Source organism: Pseudoduganella sp. GW821-FHT12E03, from assembly GCF_058807115.1.
The window spans coordinates 97456-118154 of record NZ_JBXAQJ010000009.1 but is presented as its reverse complement, the minus strand read 5'-3'; the positions used below and the strand labels follow the sequence as shown (position 1 = coordinate 118154).

Here is a 20699-nt window from a genome sequence, read left to right as displayed (position 1 = left end):
TAAACTGGGCCAACCTGAGGACGGCAAATGGGGACATTTTTCAAATTTCTGCTTCCTTACGTATCCATTCTGTACGGCATCGCATGGAATATCGACCAGAGCCTGGAAGGTCTAGGGTTGATATCTTCCAACTTTATTCAACTGGACGCACGTGGCGTCATTGCTGATAGTTATTGGTCTCCAGCTGAAGTCGTACGTTCAATCCTTGGTTTTCTGCTGTTGTGTACTCCGATATTGCTTGTTCTGTGGTGTGTTGCTGGATATGTTGTGGGGCGAAGAAAGGGCATGGTGATCGCTGTGCTTATCGCATGCCTGCCAGGAATACTTTCTCTGATGGATTTGTGGCCGACGCTCTCATTGGTGCCAGATTCGTTTGCCATTCAGGGAACGGGCGTACTTGGAAGTGCAAAGGGGATGTTTCCGTTACTCTGCCTTTCCATGGTTATCGGCTGGATCGGAGCGGTCATCCTGTGCGATCTGTTTAATCTGGAAGATCGGTTTTGGCATGTCTACGATCACTTATGGGTGGCTACGGCAATCCTCACCGGCATATTCTTCGTTGCGGATTCTGCGGCATTCGACGAGCGCCAGGAACTGGAGGAGCACGCACGGACTTTTCAGCATGCCAGTGTCTATCTGATGAAGCAAACCGATGCATATGCGGCTTGGTGCGCGAGGAGTGGCCAGACGCATATCGATTCTTGTGTTTGGGCGTCGGGAGTACATCAATTGCTTATTGATTACTCCACGCATCATCCTGAAATCAGTTCCCAGTTTGGGCCGAAAACGATAGCCGATGTCTATCTTCCGTACGAATGGCAAGGGAAGCGGAACAGTGTCGACGATGTACGTAGGGAGTTAGCCGAATACAACAGCAAAATGTGTCCGACAAAGGAACTGGGAGAGGGAGTGAAGCTGCATGCGCGGTTATCGCCGGTTTGTGAGAGACCACCCGCAAATTTTTGCAATGCATTCCCGGAACCCCTGGATGGCGTGGTTGATCGGAATGCGATAGCGGAACCCAGGGCGATCTCGAATGAATGTTTGATACCAACTTTGATCATGCTGAGACGGCAGCAAGAAAAGCTGCTGTCGAAAATAAAATTCAACAGCGCTGCCAAACATTACCGTTGGATCTTTTATATCGCGCTGGCGCTGGTCGCGGGTGGGAAGATTGCTGGATCAACGGCAAAAGTCGCAGCATTCACGCAGCGGGAGCAAGGGGACCGGAGACGTACCATACATCTGGCAAAGCGCGTCATGCGGTTCGTCAGGGGCGGCAGTGTTTTGACATGGAGCGTGTGCAAATTTCTCGTTGGGGGCGCGCTGCAAATGGGGCGATCGGCGCGGGCATGGCTGTCGCGGCTGCTTCTCGCCCGCCGCCCCGCGCGCCAGAAAAAATGACAGTTCATTGCGGATTAGTTGCTTACCGACGAGAGCGGTATCAGGCGCGGCGCCCCGTTCACCTACTGCCGCGGTATCCGAATCACCACCTGCCTACTCCCATCCCAGCGCCGCCCCTGCGCATCAAGCCGAAATAGCGTAAACGGTATATCCCCCGCGATATCGCCCACGCCATCCCACGTCACGTCCGCATAGGCGCCCGCGTAATCCACGTCCGACCCTTGCCGCACCAGCGCCAGCGCGGCGCCGATCGCGTCCGGCGTGACCCGGACGCCGGGCGCGTTCATCACGGCCCGCAGGCTGTCGCGGATCATGCCGGGCGTGGGGGATGTCGTGTTGTTGAGCTTGCCCGCGCGTTCGATCGCCAGCGCCATCACCATCACGATGTCGTAGATGGGCGCCGTGAAATCTTGCGGTTCGGCGGCATATTGCGCGATGTACGCTTCGCGGAAATGGCGGTAGGCGGGGCTGTCATACACGCCGAAGGTGGCGGCCGCGCCGCTGGCGCCGCCGGCGATCTTGCTGGGGTCCGCCAGGTTGTCGATAAAGGTCTGGTTGCCGGCGGCCGTGCCGGGCAGCAGCCACAGGCCGGTATACGCGGTGCCCAGCGCTTCATTGACGACGTTGGCGGAAATGTCGGCGGCCAGGATGCCGTTCAGGATCACGTCCGGCTTGGCGTCGATCGCTTGCTGCAGGTAAGGCCCGAAGCCGCTTTTCAAGCCGAATGGAATCGCCACCGTGCGCACCACGTCGCCGCCCAGCGCGCGGAAGGCGGGCGTGAACAGGTTGTTGAGCCCCGCGCCGAACGCGTCGCCTTCGTTGACCAGCACCACCGCCCGCCGTTTGCCCGCATCAAAGGCCACCTTGGCCAGCACCGGCGTGGCGTCCACGTCGGACACGCCGATGCGGTAGATCAGGTCATCGTCGGCCACCGTCGTCAGTTGCGGCGATGAACTCGATTCCGTCAGGATCGGCACGCCCCGCGCTTTCGCTTGCGGCAGCAAGTTCAGCACCCGGGTCGAGGTCGACACGTTCATGATCGGTACGCCCGCATCGAGCAATTGCTGGCCCATGTCCTGGGCTTCGGCATTGTCGCGCGCCACCAGCGCAATAGCATTGACCCGCTTGCCCAGCACGCCGCCGGCATCGTTGATGTGTTTGGCCGCCAGCAGGAAGGCGTCGCGGGTGGAGGTGCGCCAGCCAACCGAGCCGATATTGATGGCGTTGGCATCGAACATCGCGCGCACCGGGTTGGCGGGCAGGGCCGTCGCCGCGTCGCCACCACCACCGCCACCGCCACAGGAGCCCAGCAGCGCAGCCGCCAGCAGGGCCAACCCTATTTGCGCAGCCTTCATCGCGCCTCCCGCGTTAGAACCGGTATTCATATTGTGCCGCCCAGCGCCGTCCCGGTGACGGGTAATCGATCCCGCCGATGCCGGGATCGACACGGCGCTTGTCCCACGCATCGCGCACCATCAGCCGCACGTGGTGGCGCTGGCTGAATGACCAGCGCGCACCGAAGGTGGTGTCGAGGTAGGCGCGCAACTGGTATTCCTGGTTGGCCAGCAGCACGTTGGCGGTGGCGGCGGGACGCTTGCCGACATACTGGTTGTCGACCGACAGCAGCAGGCGCCGGCCCATCAGCGCGATACTGGCCCCGGCCTGTGCGCTGTGGCGGGGGAACAGTTCACCGTCGGGGCGCTGGGCCAGCGGCGCCAGCGTGTAGCGGTTCAGGCTGCGGCGGGTGCCGGCAAAATCGTAGCGCACATAGGCGTCAACCTCATCGTGCTGGTAGCGCGCTTCGATTTCCGCGCCCTGCGTGGTGCTGTCGCTGCTGTTGCGCGCCACCAGGTTGAAAAACGCCTGTTCCAAGGTCACCAGCCCCTGCACCTTGTTGCGGTACAGGGTCAGCGCGCCGCTCCAGTGCCGCACCGGCGGCGTCGCCAGCTGGACTTCCATGGTGCGCGCCGTTTGTGGCGCCAGGTCGGGGTTGCCACGGATATCGCCGGGCTGTACCGCCGTGCGGTACAGCAGTTCCGCCGAGGGCGCCTGGAAGGCCGTCCCGCCCAGTACTTTGATGCCCCAGCCGCCGGACAATTGACCCACCGCGCCCAGCCGGTACGAGGTATGCGTGCCATACACGGAATGGCGGTCGCGCCGCACACCGGCAATGCCTTGCCAGTTCCACGGTAAATCAAACTGGTATTGCGCATACCAGGCGGTATTGCGCAGCACGCGCTCGCCCGGCGGCGACAGCTGGAAGTCCGGCGCGCCAGTCAGGCTGCGGCGCACATATGATTCCAGCGTTTCGCGGTCGCGCAGGGTATCGGCGCCCGCCAGCAGCGTGCTGCGTTCATTGATTTGCCACAGCCATTCCGCGCCGCCATCGAGGGCCCGGTAGCCGGTGTCGCGCACCAGGTAGTAATCGGCGGCCCCGGTCCGCACCCGGTCGCCCGCGGCTGGTTTGCCCTCGCCATAGCCCAACTGCGCGCGCAGCGTGTGGCCAGGCGCCAGTTGCCGGCTGGCGTTCAGTCGCAGCGCGCCCTGTTGCAGCGCCACGTGGCTGGGCGGACGCAGCAGGGGATTCAAACTGGCAAACACGTCGTCGCTGTCCTGGCGCTGCCAGAATGCGCTGGCCCCCGCTTCGTTGGCACCGTCGCGCCAGCCGCCCCGCAGGTAGGCGCTGCGCGGATCGGCATCATTGGCGGCGGCGGTATTGCGTGCATAGCGCAGGTAATCGGGAGAAATGCGGGGCAGGGTCAGGCCATCCCTGTTTTCATGCGCACCCTGCAGCCCCCACGCCAGCCACCACGGGCCGCGCTCGGCGCCGCCGCTGGCCGCGGCAGTACCGGCGCCACGGCCGCCTGCGGCGCGCTCGGCGCCCAGCACCACGGCGCCGCCGGCAGTGCGCCGGGTGATGATGTTGACGGCCGCCAGCAAGGCATCCGCGCCGTACAGCACGGAGACCGGGCCGCGTATGATTTCGATCCGTTCGACCATGGCGGCGGGCACCAGTTCCAGTCCGGTCCACTGCTGCTGCGTACTGCGGAACGCCACCGGCTGGCCATCGAGCAGGATCTTGATGCCCCGGCTGGCGGACTTCGGTCCGGCGGACAAGCCGCGCACGCCGAAATTGTGGTTCAAGCCGTCGTGACTCTCGATAAAGCCGCCCCGGTGCGCCAGCGCTTCGGCGACGCTGGCATAGCCATAGCGCAGGAAATCGTCGGCCGTGATCACGGTCACCACGGCTGGCGTCGCATACAGGGGAATCGCGGTTTTGGTCGCGGTCAGTACCTTGATGTTGCGCAGTTGCTCCAGGCTGAGGCCGAACGCATCGTCGTCTTCCTGGCCATGCGCGGCGGCGTTGGGAATATGCGCGGCGGCGAGCAGCAAAGTTGCCAGTGCCAACGCCGGCCGGGGAGGGATGTAGCCAGCTGCCATGCATAGCCTCCAGCGCGTTGGGAATTGCAGGCCAGTATTCCGCAAAGTTTGCACTGCCACAAGGTTTTCATTTCCCGGATTGTGTCCTTTTCGTCACGCGCCACGGCGTGCGGCCAGTCGCTTGCATGAATGCGCTAGAATCGGTGATGTTGCTCCTGTGCATAAGGAACTTCCGCCTGTATGTGAGGACACGAGGACATAAGGACATCACACGATGGAGACGCCGGACCAGCAAGGACAGCGGACCGGGCCATGCCTGGGTTGAGCAAGTCCCCGCGGTTGCGTTGGAACAGGCTGCACGCCGGCCTGGGCCTGATGCTGTGCATGGCCGGCGTGCACGGCGCCGGTGCGCCCGACGCGTTGCCGGAACCACAAATCAAGGCGGCCTATATACTGAATTTCACCCGCTACGCCAGTTGGCCGCAGGCCGTGCTGGCCGAGGCCCCCGCGCCGCTGGTGCTGTGCGTGCTGGGACCGGGCGGCGGGGACATTGCGCGCCAGTTGCAAAGCCGCACCGCAGGCAGCCGGCCGCTGGAATTGCGGACGATTTCAAAACAGGAAGAAGCGGGACCCTGTCATGCGCTGTATTTCGGCCCGTCGCCCGGTGCGCCGGAACGGGCGCGGCAGGCTGCGCTGCTGACCCGCTTGCGCGACCAGGCCGTGCTGACGATTGGCGATTCCGCCTCGTTCCTGGCCGATGGCGGCATGATCAACATGATGATGGTCGAAGGCAGCATCCGGTTCGAGGTGAACCTGACGGCGGCGCGGCAGTCGGGGATGAGCCTGAACCCGCGCGTGCTGGCCCTGGCCGACCGGGTGCTGGGCGGGGGGGCGCGATGATGCAGGACGTCCACACCGCCAGTGCCACCGCCGCGCCGGACGGCGCGCCCAGGCGGTCGGCGGCGCCGCCGCCCGCGCCGCCCACCTCGCCGGGACTGCGCGACATGGGCTTGCAGCGCAAGCTGGTGCTGGTCTCGATCGCCACGGCGGGCGCCGCCTTGCTGGCGGCTTTGCTGGCGCTGTTTTCCTATGATGTCATGGTGGCGCGGCCACGGCTGGTGTCGGACCTGGCGGGGCGCATGGAACTGGTGTCGCTGAACCTGGACGTGGACTTGAATTTCGGCGACCAGCCTGCGGCCACCCGCACCTTGGCGGCGTTGCGCAGCAACCCCGATGTGCGCGGCGCCTGCCTGTATGACGCGCGCCACCGCCTGTTTGCCAGCTATGGACGCAAAGGCGAGATGGCGTGCGCCTGGCCGGACGACCTGGCCGCCGGCGGCCACCGCTTCCAGGGCGGATCGCTCTCCATGCTGGCGCCGGTGCGCTATGAACATGAGGTGACGGGCTATTTGCAGGTGGACTATGCCTTGCCGTCGCTGGGGGAACGCCTGCGGCAATATGGGCTGGTGCTGTCGGTGGTCTTGCTGACTCTGGTGGTGGGCGGCGTGCTGCATGCGGTGATGGTGCGGCGGCTCGTGACAGGGCCGCTGCTGGCGCTGTCCGCCGTGGCGCACCGCGTGACCCTGGAACAGCGCTATGACTTGCGTGCCGACGCCGGCGGACAAGATGAAGTGGGCCGGCTGGGCGGCGCCATCAATGACATGCTGTCGACCATCGAAGCGCGCGAAGCGGCGCTGCGGCGCAGCCAGTCGCTGCTGGAAAATATCGTGGCCCGCTCGACCGCCGTCATCTACATCAAGGACATCGCCGGCCTGTATATGCTGATCAACGAAAGCTTCCGGCTGATCTTGCCGCCGGGGACGCCGGATCCGATCGGCCGCCACGACCGCGACATTTTTCCTGCTGAGATCATCGGCATCTTGCTGCATAACGACCGGCATGTGCTGGAATCCGGCGAGGCGGCTGCCTATGAAGAATCGGTCCCGGACAGCACGGGCGAACTGCGCACGTATATTTCCGTGAAATTCCCCTTGCTGGACGAACACGGTCGGATCTGGGCGCTGGGCGGTATTTCCACCGACATCACGGACCGCAAGCGCAGCGAGGTCGAGCAGATGCAATACCGCGACGTGCTGGAAGAGCAGGTGGCGCTGCGCACCGCGCAAATGGCGGCCACCAACGGCGAGCTGGCCGACTCGCTGGAACACTTGCGGCGCGCGCAGGATGAGCTGGTGCGCAGTGAAAAGCTGGCGGCGCTGGGCTCGCTGGTGGCCGGCGTCGCGCACGAGCTGAACACGCCGATCGGCAACAGCCTGCTGGCGGTCAGTACGCTGGCGGACCAGACCCGCGAATTCCAGCGGCTGGCGGCGCAGGGTTTGAAGCGCTCCGAACTGCAAGCCTTCGTGACCGACATCGACGATGGCTGCGACATCGTGCTGCGCAACCTGCACCGCGCGGTGGACCTGGTGGCCAGCTTCAAGCAGGTGGCGGTGGACCGCGCCACGTCGCAGCGGCGCCAGTTCCAGCTGACGGAACTGAGCAATGAAATCCTGCTGGTCTTGATGCCGTCCTTTAAAAAGTCCGGTATCCGGGTGCGCCAGGACGTGCCGCCGGAAATCGCCATGAATTCCTACCCCGGTCCGTTTGGGCAAGTGTTGATCAACTTGATCACCAATGCCCTGACGCACGGCTTTGAAGGGCGCGCGGAGGGCGATGTGCTGCTGTCAGCCCGGAGCGTGGCGCCCGGCATGGTGGAAATCACCGTCAGCGACAACGGTTGCGGGATCGCCCCGGAAAACATGGGGCGCATTTATGACCCCTTCTTTACCACCAAGCTGGGACGCGGCGGGTCCGGTCTTGGCCTGAACATCGTCTACAACATCGTGTATGGCGTGTTGGACGGCAAGATCGAAGTCCACAGCGAACTCGGCAACGGCACCCGCTTCACGCTGACCCTGCCAACCAATTTCAACTAGGCGCGCCAGGCTTGCCAGGGTGAAGGCTGGCACCCCGGTCGTGCCGCTGCGCGGCGCCCGGAAATGCCACCGGCATGGATATAATGGCAATTTTTTCCGTGAGCGTCATGAGCGAATTAACACGAACGAGGATTGCTGCCGGCACTGCAGACGATATAGGCGATTCCCAGGCAACGGCTGGGCTGTTCCGTGGCACCAGCATGCCCTTCACGCTGGGCGCCAGTGATGACGCCGATATGTTCAAGGTATTTTTGAAGGCCAATATCACCTATACATTCAGCGCCGATGCGCCGCTGAAGGATCTGAAGCTGGCCGTGTTTAGTGATGGTCAGGCGCACTGGATGTTTTCTGCGGATGATATACCGACGCTCTCTCCCGCTCGCGAACTTGACAGGTTCAGTAGCGTCAGTGGTAACAGCACTACCAGCCAGGTCGCGTTCACACCTCAGGTCGACGCCTATTACTATGTCAAGGCCAGCGCCAATTCGGCGTTGGCGCTAGGCGCCCATACCTTGCGCATGTCGGCGACGACGGAGCGTGACACCTATACGGCGGACAGCACCACGCTGGGGACCCTGAAACTGAATTCGATGGCGACGGGCACCATCGACAAGCCAGGCCAGGTAGACTGGCTCAAAGTTGACCTGAGTAGCGGCACGTCTTATGCCTTCATGGTGTATGGCGCGGACCGCAGCACCTATACGCTGGGCAGCGGCGCAGCGGATGCGCAACTCAGCTTGTATGATCCATCCGGCAAACTGATCCAAAGCAGCCGGAGTGGCGGGCTTGGCGATGAGCCTCGGATCCGCTATCAGGCCGACCAGGGCGGAACATACTACCTTGCCGTCAGTGAGTATTCCGGTACTGGCACAGGCAGCTATGCTGTGACGGCGGATTACGGCTGGCTCGATAACGGTGATGACCTCCCCTACGGCAGGATCAGCACCACCGTATTCAAGCCGGGTGTACCACTGACAATCAACAATACGTTGGATACTTTGTCCGGGCTGTATCCCGACGCTGATACGGTCCAGGTATACCTGACGGCAGGTATGCGTTACAAGTTTGCTTACAGTGATGCTGCGATTGCTTCCACCATCACCGACTGGTTTGGACGCGAGGTCAAGTCTTCGTACTCCCCAGACATGTATTACACACCATCGGAAAGCGGGTATTACTGCCTGACGTCGTGGACACTCAATCAAGTCGCGAACTATACGTTGACGGGCACGGTGCATGACAAGGCGGACGACTATGCCGATGATGCCGGGACCAAAACTGTGCTGGAGGTAAACCAGCTCCGTTCCGGTTTGTTGGACGTGGCATATGACGTTGACTATTTCAGGATGGAATTGCAGGCTGGTCAACAGTACACGGTCAGCCTGGAGGCTGGTTCGTTGAAGGGCGAGTTCTGGTTTGCGACGCACCGGCTGAAGTTGGATGTGAGCGATGCTGCGGGCGGACGCATCGGTGGAACGTTTGGCGGCGTGAAGGATTTTGATACTGGGAGTTTTACCTTTGTACCGCAAGCCAGCAATACTTACTTCGTTAAGGTTGCCGGTGAATCCGAAGTGAGCGGCTACTACCGGCTGAGTTTGACCTCGCCCGATACCACGCCGCCCGCCACGCCGCAATTGATGGCGGCCGTGCCTGCGGCTGGCATGGATAACCGCGTTGCACTGTCCGGGAAGAGTGAGCCACTCAGTACGGTGCTGGCCTACGATGGCCTACGCAAGGTGGGCGAGGCAAAAGCGGCAGAGGACGGCGCCTGGTCATTGACGACGGAATTGCTGCAAAACGGTAGTCATGCGCTGACCGTGGTGGCGCGGGATGCGGCTGGCTGGTTGTCGGCAGCGTCGGCTGCCAGTACCGTCGTGGTGCAAAGCGCGGCCAACCAGCAGGGGGGCGCCGGGATCGACCAGTTTGCGCTGGCAGCCGGGAAGCATGCGATTGATGGCGGCGCGGGCACTGATTTCCTGCGGGTCGATGGCGTGCGTGCCGCTGCGGCAGTGAAAGGCAGACTGGCCGATGGCATCAGTTTGTCCTGGAGCGATGGTTCGGAAGCATTCCTGCAGAATGTGGAGCGGGTGATGTTCCAGGACGGTGTGCTGGCGTTCGATACAGCCCCGGGACAAGCCGGCGGCATGGCATACCGGCTGTACCAGGCGGCATTTGACCGGACCCCCGATGCCTCCGGGCTGGGGTACTGGATCGGACAAATGGACAAGGGGGCAACGCTGCGGGACGTGGCGCAGTCCTTTGTAAACAGCCAGGAATTCAAGTTCCTGGCGGGCGGCGCGGGCGCCGATGATGCAGCGTTCGCGGCGGCACTATACCGCAACGTCCTGCATCGTGTGCCGGATGCGGGTGGGCTTGACTACTGGATCTCCGTCCTGAAGGGCGGCGAACCGCGTGGCAATGTGTTGGCGGCGTTTAGCGAGGGGCCGGAGAATGTTGCGCAGCTAGTCGGTATCGCCGATGGTTTCCTGTACCAGCCATACGTTGGTTGACGGTTGACGGTTGACGGCCGGCGCTGGCATGCCGGCCATGGCTAGGCGGTAGCATCGTTTCAAGGAAGTGCCGTGATGCGCGGCGCGGACCGTGCGCCGCTGCCATCGCCCTGGAAAGTCCCGCGCGCGGCATTATGTGGATGTCGTCGCGCCTCGTCCACCGTCAACACCGGTGCGAAGCACACATCGGTTCCCTCCATCAGCGCGCACCAGTGGCTGCGCGGTTGCGACAGGAACAGCCTGCTAAAACGCTCTTTCAGCGCGGGCCAGCCGGCCACATCGTATTGCCGCTTCGGATCCACATCGTGCAGTTCCAGCTTGTGCAGCAACAACGCATAGAATTGCGGCTCCAGCGCACCGATCGTGATCCAGCCGCCATCGGCGCAGCGGTAGCTGTCGTAGAACGGCGAGTCATGGAACGGACTCGGTGCGGGGCCGCCTAGTTGGCCGCCACCGATGATCAATTGCGCAATCCCGCCCAGCATCGCCACCACATCGGTAATCGCCGCGTCGACCACGCTGCCCTGGCCGCTGGCGCGCGCATGCAGCACGGCCGACACCATGCCAAACGCCAGCCCCAGCGCGCCGCCCGCATCACCCAGCACGGTCGGCGGCGCCATTGGTTTCTGGCCTTCCTGCAAGCCCAGCGACAGCATGCCGGACAGCGCGAGGTAATTGAGGTCATGGCCGGCCGCCTGCGCCAGCGGGCCGTCCTGGCCCCAGCCGGTCATGCGGCCATACACGAGGCGCGGGTTGAGCGCCGCGCATTGTTCCGGTCCAAGGCCCAGGCGTTCCATCACGCCGGGCCGGTTGCCCTCGATCAGCGCATCGACTTGCGCGATCAAGTCCAGCGCCTGTTGCACGTGCTCCGGGTTCTTGAGGTCGAGCGGGACTTCACGCTTGCCCGCGCGCAGCGGGTTCGGTGCGCCGCCGCCCAGGGTGTCCGCCAGGCCGCCTTTCTGTGGCCGCGTGATCAAGGTGATGTCGGCGCCCAGTCCCGCCAGCATGCTGCCGCACAGCGGGCCGGGGCCGATGCCTTCGAATTCAATCACGCGCACGCCGGCCAGCGGCCGGATGGTGGCGCTCATGCCAGGACTCATGCCAGCACCTTCCGCGCAATCAAGTCTTTCATGATTTCATTGGTGCCGCCATAAATCTTCTGGATACGGGAATCCGCATACAGCCGCGCAATCGGGTATTCATCCATGTAGCCGTAGCCGCCGAACAGTTGCAGGCATTCGTCCGTCACCTTGCACTGCTGTTCCGTGCACCACCATTTCGCCATGTACGCGGCTTCGGGATCGAGCTTGCCATCGAGCAGGCGCTGCACGCAATCGTTGACGAAGCTGCGCACGATATGGGCGGTGGTCGCGCACTCGGCCAGCTTGAACTGGGTGTTCTGGAAGTCGGCGATGGCTTTGCCGAACGCCTTGCGTTCCTTGGTGTATTCCACCGTCAATTCCAGCGCGCGTTCGATGACGGCGGCGGCCGGTACGCACAGCAGCATGCGTTCGTAGGCCAGCTGGCTCATCAGTTGCTTGAAGCCCTGGCCCTCTTCGCCACCGAGCAGGTTCGCCGCCGGAATGCGCATGGCCTCAAACACCAGCTCGGCGGTGTCGGAAGCGTGCATGCCGATTTTTTCCAGGCGGCGGCCGACCGTGAAGCCCGGCAGGTTTTCCGTCTCGATCACCAGCAGGGATATGCCCTTCGCGCCGGCGTCGCCGGTGCGCACCACCAGCACCAGCAGGTTGGCGGTAAACCCATTGGTGATGAAGGTCTTGGCGCCATCGACCACGTAATGATCGCCATGGTCGCCGTCGAGGCGGGCGCGGGTGCGCACGGCTTTCAAGTCGGAGCCGCAGCCCGGTTCCGTCATGGCGATGCCGGCCAGGATTTCGCCGCTGGCCATTTTCGGCAGCCACTTGCGTTTCTGTTCTTCGGTGCCGTAGTCCATGATGTAATGGGCGGCAATGGTGTGCACGGCCGTGTTGGCCGGCACTTCGGCCTTGGCCAGTTCATCCTGCACCACCAGCTGATAGGCCACCGTGGCGCCGGGGCCTTCGTATTCCTCGCCCAGTTCCGGCAGCATGAAGCCCAGTTCACCGAACGGACGCCATACTTCGCGCGGGATGTAGCCCTGCTTGCGCCAGGCGGGCAGGTGGGGAACCATTTCAGCGTGCACATAGCGGCGAACCTGGTCGCGGAACGACTCGATGTCGGCATCCATCCACGCGTGTTGATGCAATTGCGGCAGCATGGTTCTTCTCCCTTACAGCCCGGCCAGGCCGCCGCCGCACACGATCAGCTGGCCCGACACATAGTTCGACTCCGGACCGCAAAGCATGAGGATGGAACCGGCCGCTTCATCCGGCTGGCCGGGACGGCCCAGCGGGATCATTTTCTTCGACATTTCCACCACCTGTTCACCGATGCCGACCTTGATTTCGCGGCCTTCGATATTGACGGTCTTGCTCTCGCCGCCGGCGAGCGGTTCCGTCAGGCGGGTTTCAATATGGCCGAACGCCACGCAGTTGACGTTGACTTTCAGGCGGCCCCATTCCTTCGACAGGGTCTTGGTCAGGCCGACGATGCCGGCCTTGGCGGCGGAATAGTTGGCCTGGCCGGCGTTGCCGTTGGCGGCGATCGACGACACATTGACGACCTTGCGGAACACTTCGCGGCCGGCGGCGGCATCAAGCTTGGCTTGCGCCGACAGCACCGGATAGGCCGCGCGCAGGATGCGGAACGGCGCCGTCAGGTGGCAGTCGATGATGGCGTACCACTGTTCGTCCGTCATTTTCTGGATCACGTTGTCCCAGGTATAGCCGGCATTGTTGACGATGATGTCGATGCCCTGGTACTGGTCGACGGCGGTCTTGATGAAGCGCTCGGCGAAGTCGGGCGCGGTCACGCTGCCAAAGCAGGCCACGGCGTCGCCGCCGGCCGCCTTGATTTCTTCCACCACCGCGTGGGCGGGATCGGCGTCGAGGTCGTTGACCACCACGCGCGCGCCTTGCGCCGCCAGTTGCAGCGCCACGCTGCGGCCGATGCCGCGGCCCGAACCCGTTACCAGTGCTACTTTGCCATCCAATTTATTCGTTAATTGAGTCATCAGTGTCTCCATCAGGTTTGTTTATGGCAGGGCGACGACCGCTTCGCCCACCAGTTTGTCTTCGCCATATTGATTGGCGCAGGTGATCGCGATTTTGACGCGCTGTTCGCCGTCCTGTTCCATTTTTTCCACCACGGTGCCGCTGCACAGCGGCGTATTGCCCAGGTGCGTGATGCCGGAAAAACGCACCGCCAGCCGCCGCATTTGCTGCTGCGGCACCCAGTTCGACACCAGCCGCCCCAGATAGGCTGTCGACAGCATACCGTGCGCGAACACGTCCGGCATGCGCGCCTTGCGCGCGAAATCGATATCGATGTGGACCGGGTTATGGTCGCCCGAGGCGCCCGCATACAGGGCCAGCGTGGTGCGGCTGATGGGCGCCAGCGCCAGTGGCGGCAACCGGTCTCCCACCTGGATGTCGTTGAAAGTCACGTGGGTCATGCCGGCCTCCTTAGCGTTGCACCAGCGAGCAGCGCAAATCCGCCACATGCTCGCCATGCTGGTTGGTGACGCGGGTTGTATTGACGGCGAATTGCAGCGCGCCGCCTTTCTTGTCGAAGATGTCGGCGATGCGGGTGTCGAAGGTCAGCGTATCGCCCGCATGGCACATCTTGTGGTACGTGAATTCCTGTTCCGCGTGCAGGATGCGCGCCATGTCGAATTGCAGCGTACCCAGCAAATCCATGACGTTGCGGCCTTCGCCTTCCAGGCAAAACAGGAAGGTCGGCGGCACCGGCAGCGACGGGTGGCCCGCATCGCGCGCCGCCCCTTCATCGAAGTACACGGGATTGGTCTCGCCGATGGCGTGGGCAAAGGCGCGCAAGCGGCCTTTTTCCACTTCCACCGTGGTCACGCCCAGTTCCCGTCCAATCAGGCTTTTATCCGCCATGGCGCGCCTCCTCAGTGTTTGCCGTACAGCGTGACGACGCAGGCGCCGCCCAGGCCCAGGTTGTGCTGCAGCGCCAAACGTGCGCCGTCCACCTGGCGCTTGTCGGCCTGGCCGCGCAATTGCTGGACCAGTTCCGTGCACTGCGCCAGGCCGGTCGCGCCGAGCGGATGGCCCTTCGACAGCAAGCCGCCGGACGGATTGGTGACCACCTGGCCGCCATAGGTGTTGTCGCCGTCTTCGACAAACTTTTGCGCGCCGCCGCGCGGGCACAGGCCGAGCCCCTCGTAGGTCAGCAATTCGTTATGGGCAAAGCAGTCGTGCAATTCCACCACATCGAGGTCTTGCGGGCCGATGCCGGCAGCCTCGTACACTTGGCCGGCGGCGGCCTGCGTCATGGAAAAGCCCACCACTTCGCGCATGTCGCGCGCCTCGAACGCGACCGCCTTGTCGGTGGTCATGGCTTGCGCCAGGATCACCACGTCGCTCTTCAAGCCATGCTTTTTCGCGAACGCTTCCGAACAGATGATGGCGGCCGCCGCGCCGCAGGTCGGGGGGCACGCCATCAGGCGCGTCATCACGCCCGGCCACACCACCGGCGCATTCATGACGTCTTCTTCCGTCACCACGGTGCGGAACAGCGCCAGCGGGTTGTTGGCCGCATGGCGGCTGGCCTTGGCGCGGATTTTCGCGAAGGTGTTGAGCGGGGTGCCGAATTCCTGCATGTGGGCCAGGCCGGCGCCGCCGAAATAGCGCAACGCCAGCGGAATCTGGTTGTTGCCGACCAGTTCATCGGCCGCCGCTTCGAACTTGTCGAACGGGCTGGGACGGTCGTTGAAGTGCGAACCCAGTGCGCCCGGGCTCATTTGTTCGAAACCCAGCGCCAGTACGCAGTCGGCCGCGCCGCTGGCGACCGCCTGGCGCGCCAGGAACAGGGCGGTGGAACCGGTCGAGCAATTGTTGTTGACGTTGATGACCGGGATGCCGGTCATGCCCACTTCATACAGCGCGCGCTGGCCGGCGGTGGAATCGCCATACACATAGCCGCAATAGGCCTGCTGCACCATGTCGTAGCCGATGCCGGCATCGTGCAGGGCCAGGGTTACGGCCTTCGACGCCATCGCGGGATACGGTTCGTTGGCGCCCGGTTTGGTGAAGGGGATCATGCCGACGCCGGCAACGCATACTGTTTGAGTCATCTCCAGCTCCTTGTAAGCTTTGTTGTGTGGCTCCAGTGTAGAAACGGCGGCCTTGCCGGACAATGGCGGCAGACATCGACATGATGGCATTTCGCCTCATTGTTGGCGTACACTGCTGCCAGTGTAACCCCCGTGAGACTGACACCATGCCCCACCATTCCCCCATGCAGCCTGTTGCGGAACCCTTGCTCAGGTTGGGTTTCGTGCGCGGCATGCTGGCGGCCTTGCAAGCGAAGGGGGCAGACATTGCGCCTTATTTGCAGCGCGCCGGGATTGCCGCCGATGCACTCGCGCAAGTCAACCATCCGGGGGTGACCACGGGCCAGTTTATCGCGCTGTTCTACGCCATTGCGCTGGATTTGCAGGACGAAGGACTGGGCATGTTTTCCCGCCCGTTCAAGCCGGGCAGTTTCCCGCTGGTGGCGCGGGTCGGCATGAGCGCGCCGGATTTGCGGCAGGCGCTGAAACGCATGGCGTCCGCCGCCAACCTGTTGCAGGACGACCTGGAATTCGCACTGGCGGAAACCAGGCCGGAGGCGGGGTTGCAGATGCGCTGGCTGCATGCGGGCCGCCTGCCCCAGCCGTTCCTGCTGCATACGCTGGTGCGCGTGTTCTGGCGGCTGGCGGTGTGGCTGACCGGCGGCGCGCTGCGCGTCGGCCATTTCGGCTTTGCCATCCCGTCCACGGACGACGTGGCGGACTATGCGGTGGCGTTTCCTGCCGAACGCCGCTATGGCCAGGCGGTGACCGGGTTCTGGTTCAGCGCCGGGCAATTGCAGACGCCCGTGATCCACGATGAAATGGCGATGCGGGCCTTCTTGTCCGATTCCTTTGGCCAGATCATTGCGCCGCCGCGCGTGCTGGGCCAGGTCAGCCAGGATGCCCGCAACGTGTTGCTGCGGGCGTATCCGGACTGGCCGGATGTGCATGCGGTGGCCAAACAATTGCACATGTCGCGCGCGACCTTGCAGCGGCAACTGGCGGCGGAGCGTTCCAGCCTGCAGCGCATCAAGGATGGCTTGCGGCGCGACCTCGCGATTTCCCGGCTATCCACGTCCGATACCGCGCTGGCCGCGATTGCCGCCGACCTGGGTTTTTCCGACAGCGGCTCATTCCAGCGCGCATTCAAGCAATGGACCGGCAAGGCGTGCGGCGAATACCGCCGCGCGCGCTGAACGGTGCTGTCCGGCCCCCTGATTTGAACGTCAGGTCGGCTTCAGGCTGTGGCGCTTGACGTGCGCGTACTTGAGGTTGGGGATGTAGAACTGGGTGCCGCCGCCCGGCAATTTCTTGCCGCCGCCGGATTTTTCCGCCAATTCATCGCGCATGGATTTGCCGCCGCCGCTGCGCGCCATCCCTTTAAAGCCGCCAAACCAGCCATACACCGGTTCCGCCAGCTCGATTTCCAGGATGAAGGCCAGCGAATTCCAGTCTTCCTTGATGACCGACGTCAGGCGGCCCCATTCGCGCATGCTGACGCCGTTCAGTTGCGCAATCTTGATGCGCTGGTCGAGACCGCCATCGTGCTTGTACGGCAGGGAAGGGCTCCACCATGGGCTCATGGGGGATGTCGGACCGAGCTTGGCGTCGCCGCCGAAGCGCGCGGGCACTACGCTCGATTCACTGTTGAATTTGTAGATCAACATGCCGGCAGGCAGCAAGTCTTTGGTGGGTTCACCGAACATCAGTTGGAACGCGTCGCCCACGGTGGCGCCGGTGCTGGAATCGGTGATGATCTTGCTCACGTCACCCCAGCTCATTTCCTCATTCAAGGCCATTTCACATTCTCCTCAGCAAGAAGTTAGAAGTATGCGCCGGTTATTGCTGGGTTTAAACAAAAAAAAGCCCACCGCGAGGGTGGGCTAAATCCAATTCTTTGGGAAGAAATGGAGGAGACAGATGCATCATACGGTGGTATCGCTATCAAGTCCAATTTTTTATGCTGATCATAGATATTCTCAGTATGAATGGTTTTCCCAGCAATTTTGCTGCGCGATACATAAAATTTGTGCAAGCATATGCAACAAAAGTAGATCACCAATACGGGGGCCATGCGCTAGACTGGCGGCCACCGTCATCCTGAAAGGAGCTTCGTCGTGACCCGTAAAACCGCCGCTGATTTTGATCCCGAAGTGTTGAAACTGTTTGACCAGTATGTCCATGGCGCCATCGACCGCCGTACGTTCCTGTCCAGCGCCAGCCGCTATGCGGTGGGCGGCGCCACGGCGGCCAGCCTGTTGACGGCGCTGAGCCCCAGCTTCGCGGCGCCGGTGGTGGACAAGGAAGACAAGCGCATCACGGCGAAATTCGTTGAATATCCGTCGCCGCAAGGGTATGGCACGGTGCGCGGCTACCTGGTGACGCCGGCCAATGCCAAGGGCAAATTGCCGCTGGTGCTGGTGGTGCATGAAAACCGCGGCTTGAATCCGCACATCGAAGACATCGCGCGCCGGGTGGCGCTGGATGGCTTCATTGCCTTCGCGCCCGACGCGCTGACGCCGCTGGGCGGCTATCCAGGCGATGAAGACAAGGCCCGCGCCGAATTTGCCAAGCTCGATCCGGCCAAGACCCGCGCCGACTTCGTGGCGGCGGCCAAGTGGCTGCAGGCGCAGCCGGGCGGCAATGGCAAACTGGGCGTGGTGGGCTTTTGCTTTGGCGGCGGGATTTCCAATTACCTGGCCACGCAATTGCCGGACCTGGTCGCCGCCGTGCCATTCTATGGCGCGCAGCCTGCGGCAGCCGATGTGCCGCGCATCAAGGCCGCCTTGCTGATTCACGACGCTGGCAATGACCAGCGCATCCTGGCTGGCTGGCCGGCCTATGAAACCGCGCTGAAGGAAGCCGGGATCAAGTACGAGCATTACACGTACCCTGCGGTCGAGCACGGTTTCAACAACGACACCACGCCGCGCTACGACGCCGCCGCCGCCAAGCTGGCGTGGCAGCGCACCATCGATTTCTTCAAGGCCAAGCTGGCTTGACGTTGTCCAGTCCGGCACCTCCGCAGTGACGCTGCAGGGGTGTCGGATTTCTTCGCATGTCTCCCTCCGGCCCTGGTCATCTCCCTGCAGTCAATCGCGCGGCATAAAAATTGCAAAGTGAATAACCTTGCCGATTGATAAAAAGGAGATAACCGTGAAACATTGCATGCTGTTCCTGCTGGGCCTGACAGCCGCCTTGCCGGCCATGGCCGATGTGATTTACCGCTGGCATACCGTCACCGCGTCGCCCGAATTACCCGACTTTGATGCGGTGTTGCAAATTACCGATGAAGCGTTTTGGCGCGGCCATGTGTTCCTTGATTTCACCGGCTGCGCGGGCATGGGATGTACGCTGGCCGCTGCCAATGCCGGCATTGTGTACACCGGCTATTCATTTGCCCAGGGCAGCCACGGCCATCAACCGCCAATGGTGATGGGCGTGTATGACAAGTTTGATTTGCAATTCGACCGCGTGGGCGGCGTGACGGGCAGCTTCCGCTATAACACCACGGAAGTGGAACTGAACATGTCCGGCCATTCGCTCTGGTCGGTCGACTTGTTGCGCGGCGATCCCTACCTCGGCACGCTTTGTGGCGGTCCCACGTATTGCAGCGGCACCACCGGCTATTTCACAGCAGACAGCCTGCCACCACCGCTACCGGTGCCGGAACCCGCCTCGCTGGGATTGATGGCGGCCGGCATGGCGGCGCTGGCGGCAACGCGGCGCAAGGTCAGCCCATGGCGGAGGCCTGCATTTCAGCCCGCGCTTCGGCATGGGCCTGGCGCGACAGGGTTAGCATGATTTCGTCCGGAGCAAAGCCTCGTTCCAGCAAAAATTTCCAGGCGGCCAATACGCCAACTTGCCGGTCCAGCAGGATGGCGTACGTTTTCACGGCCGCCGCGTCATCAAAAGGATATAAAAGTTCGGACATCACGCCCTCGCAAGTAGCTCACCTGGGATTCGGGTGGCATTGAGGTCGCGTGCAGGGGTCGGGCAGCGCAGTGGGGGGCTTCAGCTTTTATGAAGTAATTGAAGTTTACGCCCGTGATTGCTCGGGCGCAACTCCAATTCGCGGGTAAGCAACAACTTTATTGTCCAGGACGCGCCTGTTTCAAGTAGGCGATAAACAGCACGCCATACACAATGTCGGGCACCAGCAGGGCGGGGAATTGCCATCCAATCATGCCCGACATCCAGACCAGCGTCAGGCTGGCCGCCAGCATCAGTTTCAGGAACGCGCCCAGGCCCGCCAGCGACCGGTGACGCTCCGGATCGATGGCGATCATGGCATAGCCGATGCCGAACGTGATGGCAATCGCGGCAATGATTTGCAGCAGTGCGATGCCGCTGGCATTGAGCCGCAAATCGAGCAGCGCATTGGCATGGCTGCCGGCCAGCAGCAGCGGCGTGCCCGCCAGCAGGTTGAAGGCGGCGGCGGAAAAGAACAGCGGGCGGTGCGCCAGCATGGTCGCGGCTCCCTATGAAATCAGGCGCAGGATGCCGGGATAGCTGTTCGGCAGCAGGCGCGTCAGCCAGTGCACGGTGCTCGAGCGGTAGCCGGTCACAATGCGGCGCTTGCCTTTGCGCAGGCCATTGACGATATCGTCCGCGCAGTCTTCCGGCGGCGTGATCAGCAGCTTTTCCGCCTTGGCGGCAAAGGTCGCCTCCATCTCGCCGGCCGCCTTGACCCGCCGTCCGGCCCGTTCGATATTGGTGCGGATGCCGCCCGGATGCACGCACACGGCGTGCACGCCGGTGCCGTCGAGTTCTTGCCACAGGCACTCGGTCAAGCCGCGCACGGCGAATTTCGACATGTTGTAGGCGCTCTGGCAAGGGAACCCCAGCAAGCCGAAAATGCTGGAAATGTTGACGATCCAGCCTTCGCGCTGCGCCAGCATCATCGGCATGAAGGCCTTGGTGCCGTACAGCACGCCGTACATGTTCAAGTCCAGTTGCCAGCGGAATTCCTCGACCGTGGTGTTGGCCACGCTGCCGATCACGGTGGCGCCGGCATTGTTGACGATCACGTGGGCGGCGCCGAAGTCGCGCCGGACCTCGTCCGCATGGGCGACAAACGCTTCCCACGACGTGGCGTCGAGCCGGTAGCCGCGCACCTGCTGCGGACTCGTGACACCGGCGTCGCGCAACAGTTTGATGGTGCCGTCCAGGCCTTCCATGTTGATGTCGGACAGGGCCAGGTGCGCGCCTTCGCGGGCGAAGCGCAGGGCCAGGGCGCGGCCGATGCCGGAGCCCGCGCCGGTGATGACGACGGTTTTATTGTGGAACATG

The 20699-nt window shown here is 63.0% G+C and carries 18 protein-coding genes; 7 read left to right on the top strand and 11 right to left on the bottom strand.

Translation table 11 applies throughout. The features are described from left to right. The first annotated feature begins 27 nt into the window (after window positions 1-27). Window positions 28-1404 carry a hypothetical protein gene (locus AC1RRC_RS22655; RefSeq protein WP_493057796.1) on the top strand — a complete coding sequence of 459 codons (1377 nt, stop codon included), beginning with the start codon at window positions 28-30 and terminating at the stop codon, window positions 1402-1404. 62 nt (window positions 1405-1466) lie between these two features. Here the strand turns inward: AC1RRC_RS22655 and AC1RRC_RS22650 are convergent, their stop codons facing one another. Both AC1RRC_RS22650 and AC1RRC_RS22645 read right to left on the bottom strand, forming a co-directional pair. Then, a complete protein-coding gene (locus tag AC1RRC_RS22650; protein ID WP_493057795.1) occupies window positions 1467-2789 on the bottom strand; it encodes an ABC transporter substrate-binding protein in 1323 nt (440 codons plus the stop codon). Next, a complete protein-coding gene (locus tag AC1RRC_RS22645; RefSeq protein ID WP_493057794.1) occupies window positions 2773-4845 on the bottom strand; it encodes a TonB-dependent receptor plug domain-containing protein in 2073 nt (690 codons plus the stop codon). Before AC1RRC_RS22645 ends, AC1RRC_RS22650 begins: the two co-directional genes overlap by 17 nt. Window positions 4846-5124: 279 nt before the next feature. On the opposite strand from AC1RRC_RS22645, the gene AC1RRC_RS22640 reads away from it, so the two are divergent. The 3 genes from AC1RRC_RS22640 (at window position 5125) to AC1RRC_RS22630 (ending at window position 10231) form a co-directional block, all read left to right on the top strand. After that, a complete protein-coding gene (locus AC1RRC_RS22640) occupies window positions 5125-5685 on the top strand; it encodes a YfiR family protein (RefSeq protein WP_493057793.1) in 561 nt (186 codons plus the stop codon). Then, complete coding sequence (locus AC1RRC_RS22635) at window positions 5682-7721, top strand: ATP-binding protein (protein ID WP_493057792.1); 2040 nt, start codon at window positions 5682-5684, stop codon at window positions 7719-7721. Before AC1RRC_RS22640 ends, AC1RRC_RS22635 begins: the two co-directional genes overlap by 4 nt. A gap of 83 nt (window positions 7722-7804) precedes the next feature. Continuing rightward, window positions 7805-10231: a DUF4214 domain-containing protein gene (locus AC1RRC_RS22630; RefSeq protein ID WP_493057791.1), complete on the top strand. Its 2427-nt coding sequence runs from the start codon at window positions 7805-7807 to the stop codon at window positions 10229-10231. 59 nt (window positions 10232-10290) lie between these two features. Here AC1RRC_RS22630 and AC1RRC_RS22625 read toward each other — a convergent pair whose 3' ends face one another. From AC1RRC_RS22625 to AC1RRC_RS22600, 6 genes are read right to left on the bottom strand one after another with little or no spacing between them, the layout of a single operon-like run. Beyond that, window positions 10291-11319 (bottom strand): CaiB/BaiF CoA transferase family protein, encoded by a 1029-nt coding sequence (locus AC1RRC_RS22625; protein ID WP_493057790.1) that lies wholly within the window; start codon window positions 11317-11319, stop codon window positions 10291-10293. Window positions 11320-11327: 8 nt separating this feature from the next. Further along, window positions 11328-12488 (bottom strand): acyl-CoA dehydrogenase family protein, encoded by a 1161-nt coding sequence (locus tag AC1RRC_RS22620; protein WP_493057789.1) that lies wholly within the window; start codon window positions 12486-12488, stop codon window positions 11328-11330. A 12-nt stretch (window positions 12489-12500) separates the two neighbouring features. Then, window positions 12501-13343 (bottom strand): SDR family NAD(P)-dependent oxidoreductase, encoded by an 843-nt coding sequence (locus AC1RRC_RS22615; RefSeq protein ID WP_493057788.1) that lies wholly within the window; start codon window positions 13341-13343, stop codon window positions 12501-12503. A gap of 21 nt (window positions 13344-13364) precedes the next feature. Continuing rightward, on the bottom strand, window positions 13365-13784 hold the full coding sequence (locus AC1RRC_RS22610) for a MaoC family dehydratase (RefSeq protein ID WP_493057787.1): 420 nt from the start codon (window positions 13782-13784) through the stop codon (window positions 13365-13367). 10 nt (window positions 13785-13794) lie between these two features. Next, the gene (locus AC1RRC_RS22605; protein ID WP_493057786.1) at window positions 13795-14232 is read right to left on the bottom strand and encodes a MaoC family dehydratase N-terminal domain-containing protein; all 438 of its coding nucleotides are present in this window, start codon (window positions 14230-14232) and stop codon (window positions 13795-13797) included. Between the two features lie 11 nt (window positions 14233-14243). Further along, complete coding sequence (locus tag AC1RRC_RS22600; RefSeq protein WP_493057785.1) at window positions 14244-15428, bottom strand: lipid-transfer protein; 1185 nt, start codon at window positions 15426-15428, stop codon at window positions 14244-14246. Between the two features lie 146 nt (window positions 15429-15574). Here AC1RRC_RS22600 and AC1RRC_RS22595 point away from each other — a divergent pair, with 146 nt between their 5' ends. Further along, a complete protein-coding gene (locus AC1RRC_RS22595; RefSeq protein WP_493057784.1) occupies window positions 15575-16603 on the top strand; it encodes an AraC family transcriptional regulator in 1029 nt (342 codons plus the stop codon). Window positions 16604-16633: 30 nt separating this feature from the next. Here the strand turns inward: AC1RRC_RS22595 and AC1RRC_RS22590 are convergent, their stop codons facing one another. Next, entirely contained in the window at window positions 16634-17206 is a 573-nt protein-coding gene (locus AC1RRC_RS22590; protein WP_493057783.1) for a hypothetical protein, read from the bottom strand. A gap of 318 nt (window positions 17207-17524) precedes the next feature. On the opposite strand from AC1RRC_RS22590, the gene AC1RRC_RS22585 reads away from it, so the two are divergent. Together AC1RRC_RS22585 and AC1RRC_RS22580 are read left to right on the top strand one after the other, a co-directional pair. Beyond that, complete coding sequence (locus tag AC1RRC_RS22585; RefSeq protein ID WP_493057782.1) at window positions 17525-18409, top strand: dienelactone hydrolase family protein; 885 nt, start codon at window positions 17525-17527, stop codon at window positions 18407-18409. A 154-nt stretch (window positions 18410-18563) separates the two neighbouring features. Then, window positions 18564-19211: a PEP-CTERM sorting domain-containing protein gene (locus AC1RRC_RS22580; protein ID WP_493057781.1), complete on the top strand. Its 648-nt coding sequence runs from the start codon at window positions 18564-18566 to the stop codon at window positions 19209-19211. A gap of 287 nt (window positions 19212-19498) precedes the next feature. Here AC1RRC_RS22580 and AC1RRC_RS22575 read toward each other — a convergent pair whose 3' ends face one another. After that, window positions 19499-19876 carry a hypothetical protein gene (locus tag AC1RRC_RS22575; protein ID WP_493057780.1) on the bottom strand — a complete coding sequence of 126 codons (378 nt, stop codon included), beginning with the start codon at window positions 19874-19876 and terminating at the stop codon, window positions 19499-19501. A gap of 12 nt (window positions 19877-19888) precedes the next feature. After that, window positions 19889-20698, bottom strand: coding sequence for an SDR family NAD(P)-dependent oxidoreductase (locus AC1RRC_RS22570; protein WP_493057779.1), 810 nt, complete (start codon window positions 20696-20698; stop codon window positions 19889-19891). Window position 20699 lies beyond the last annotated feature (1 nt).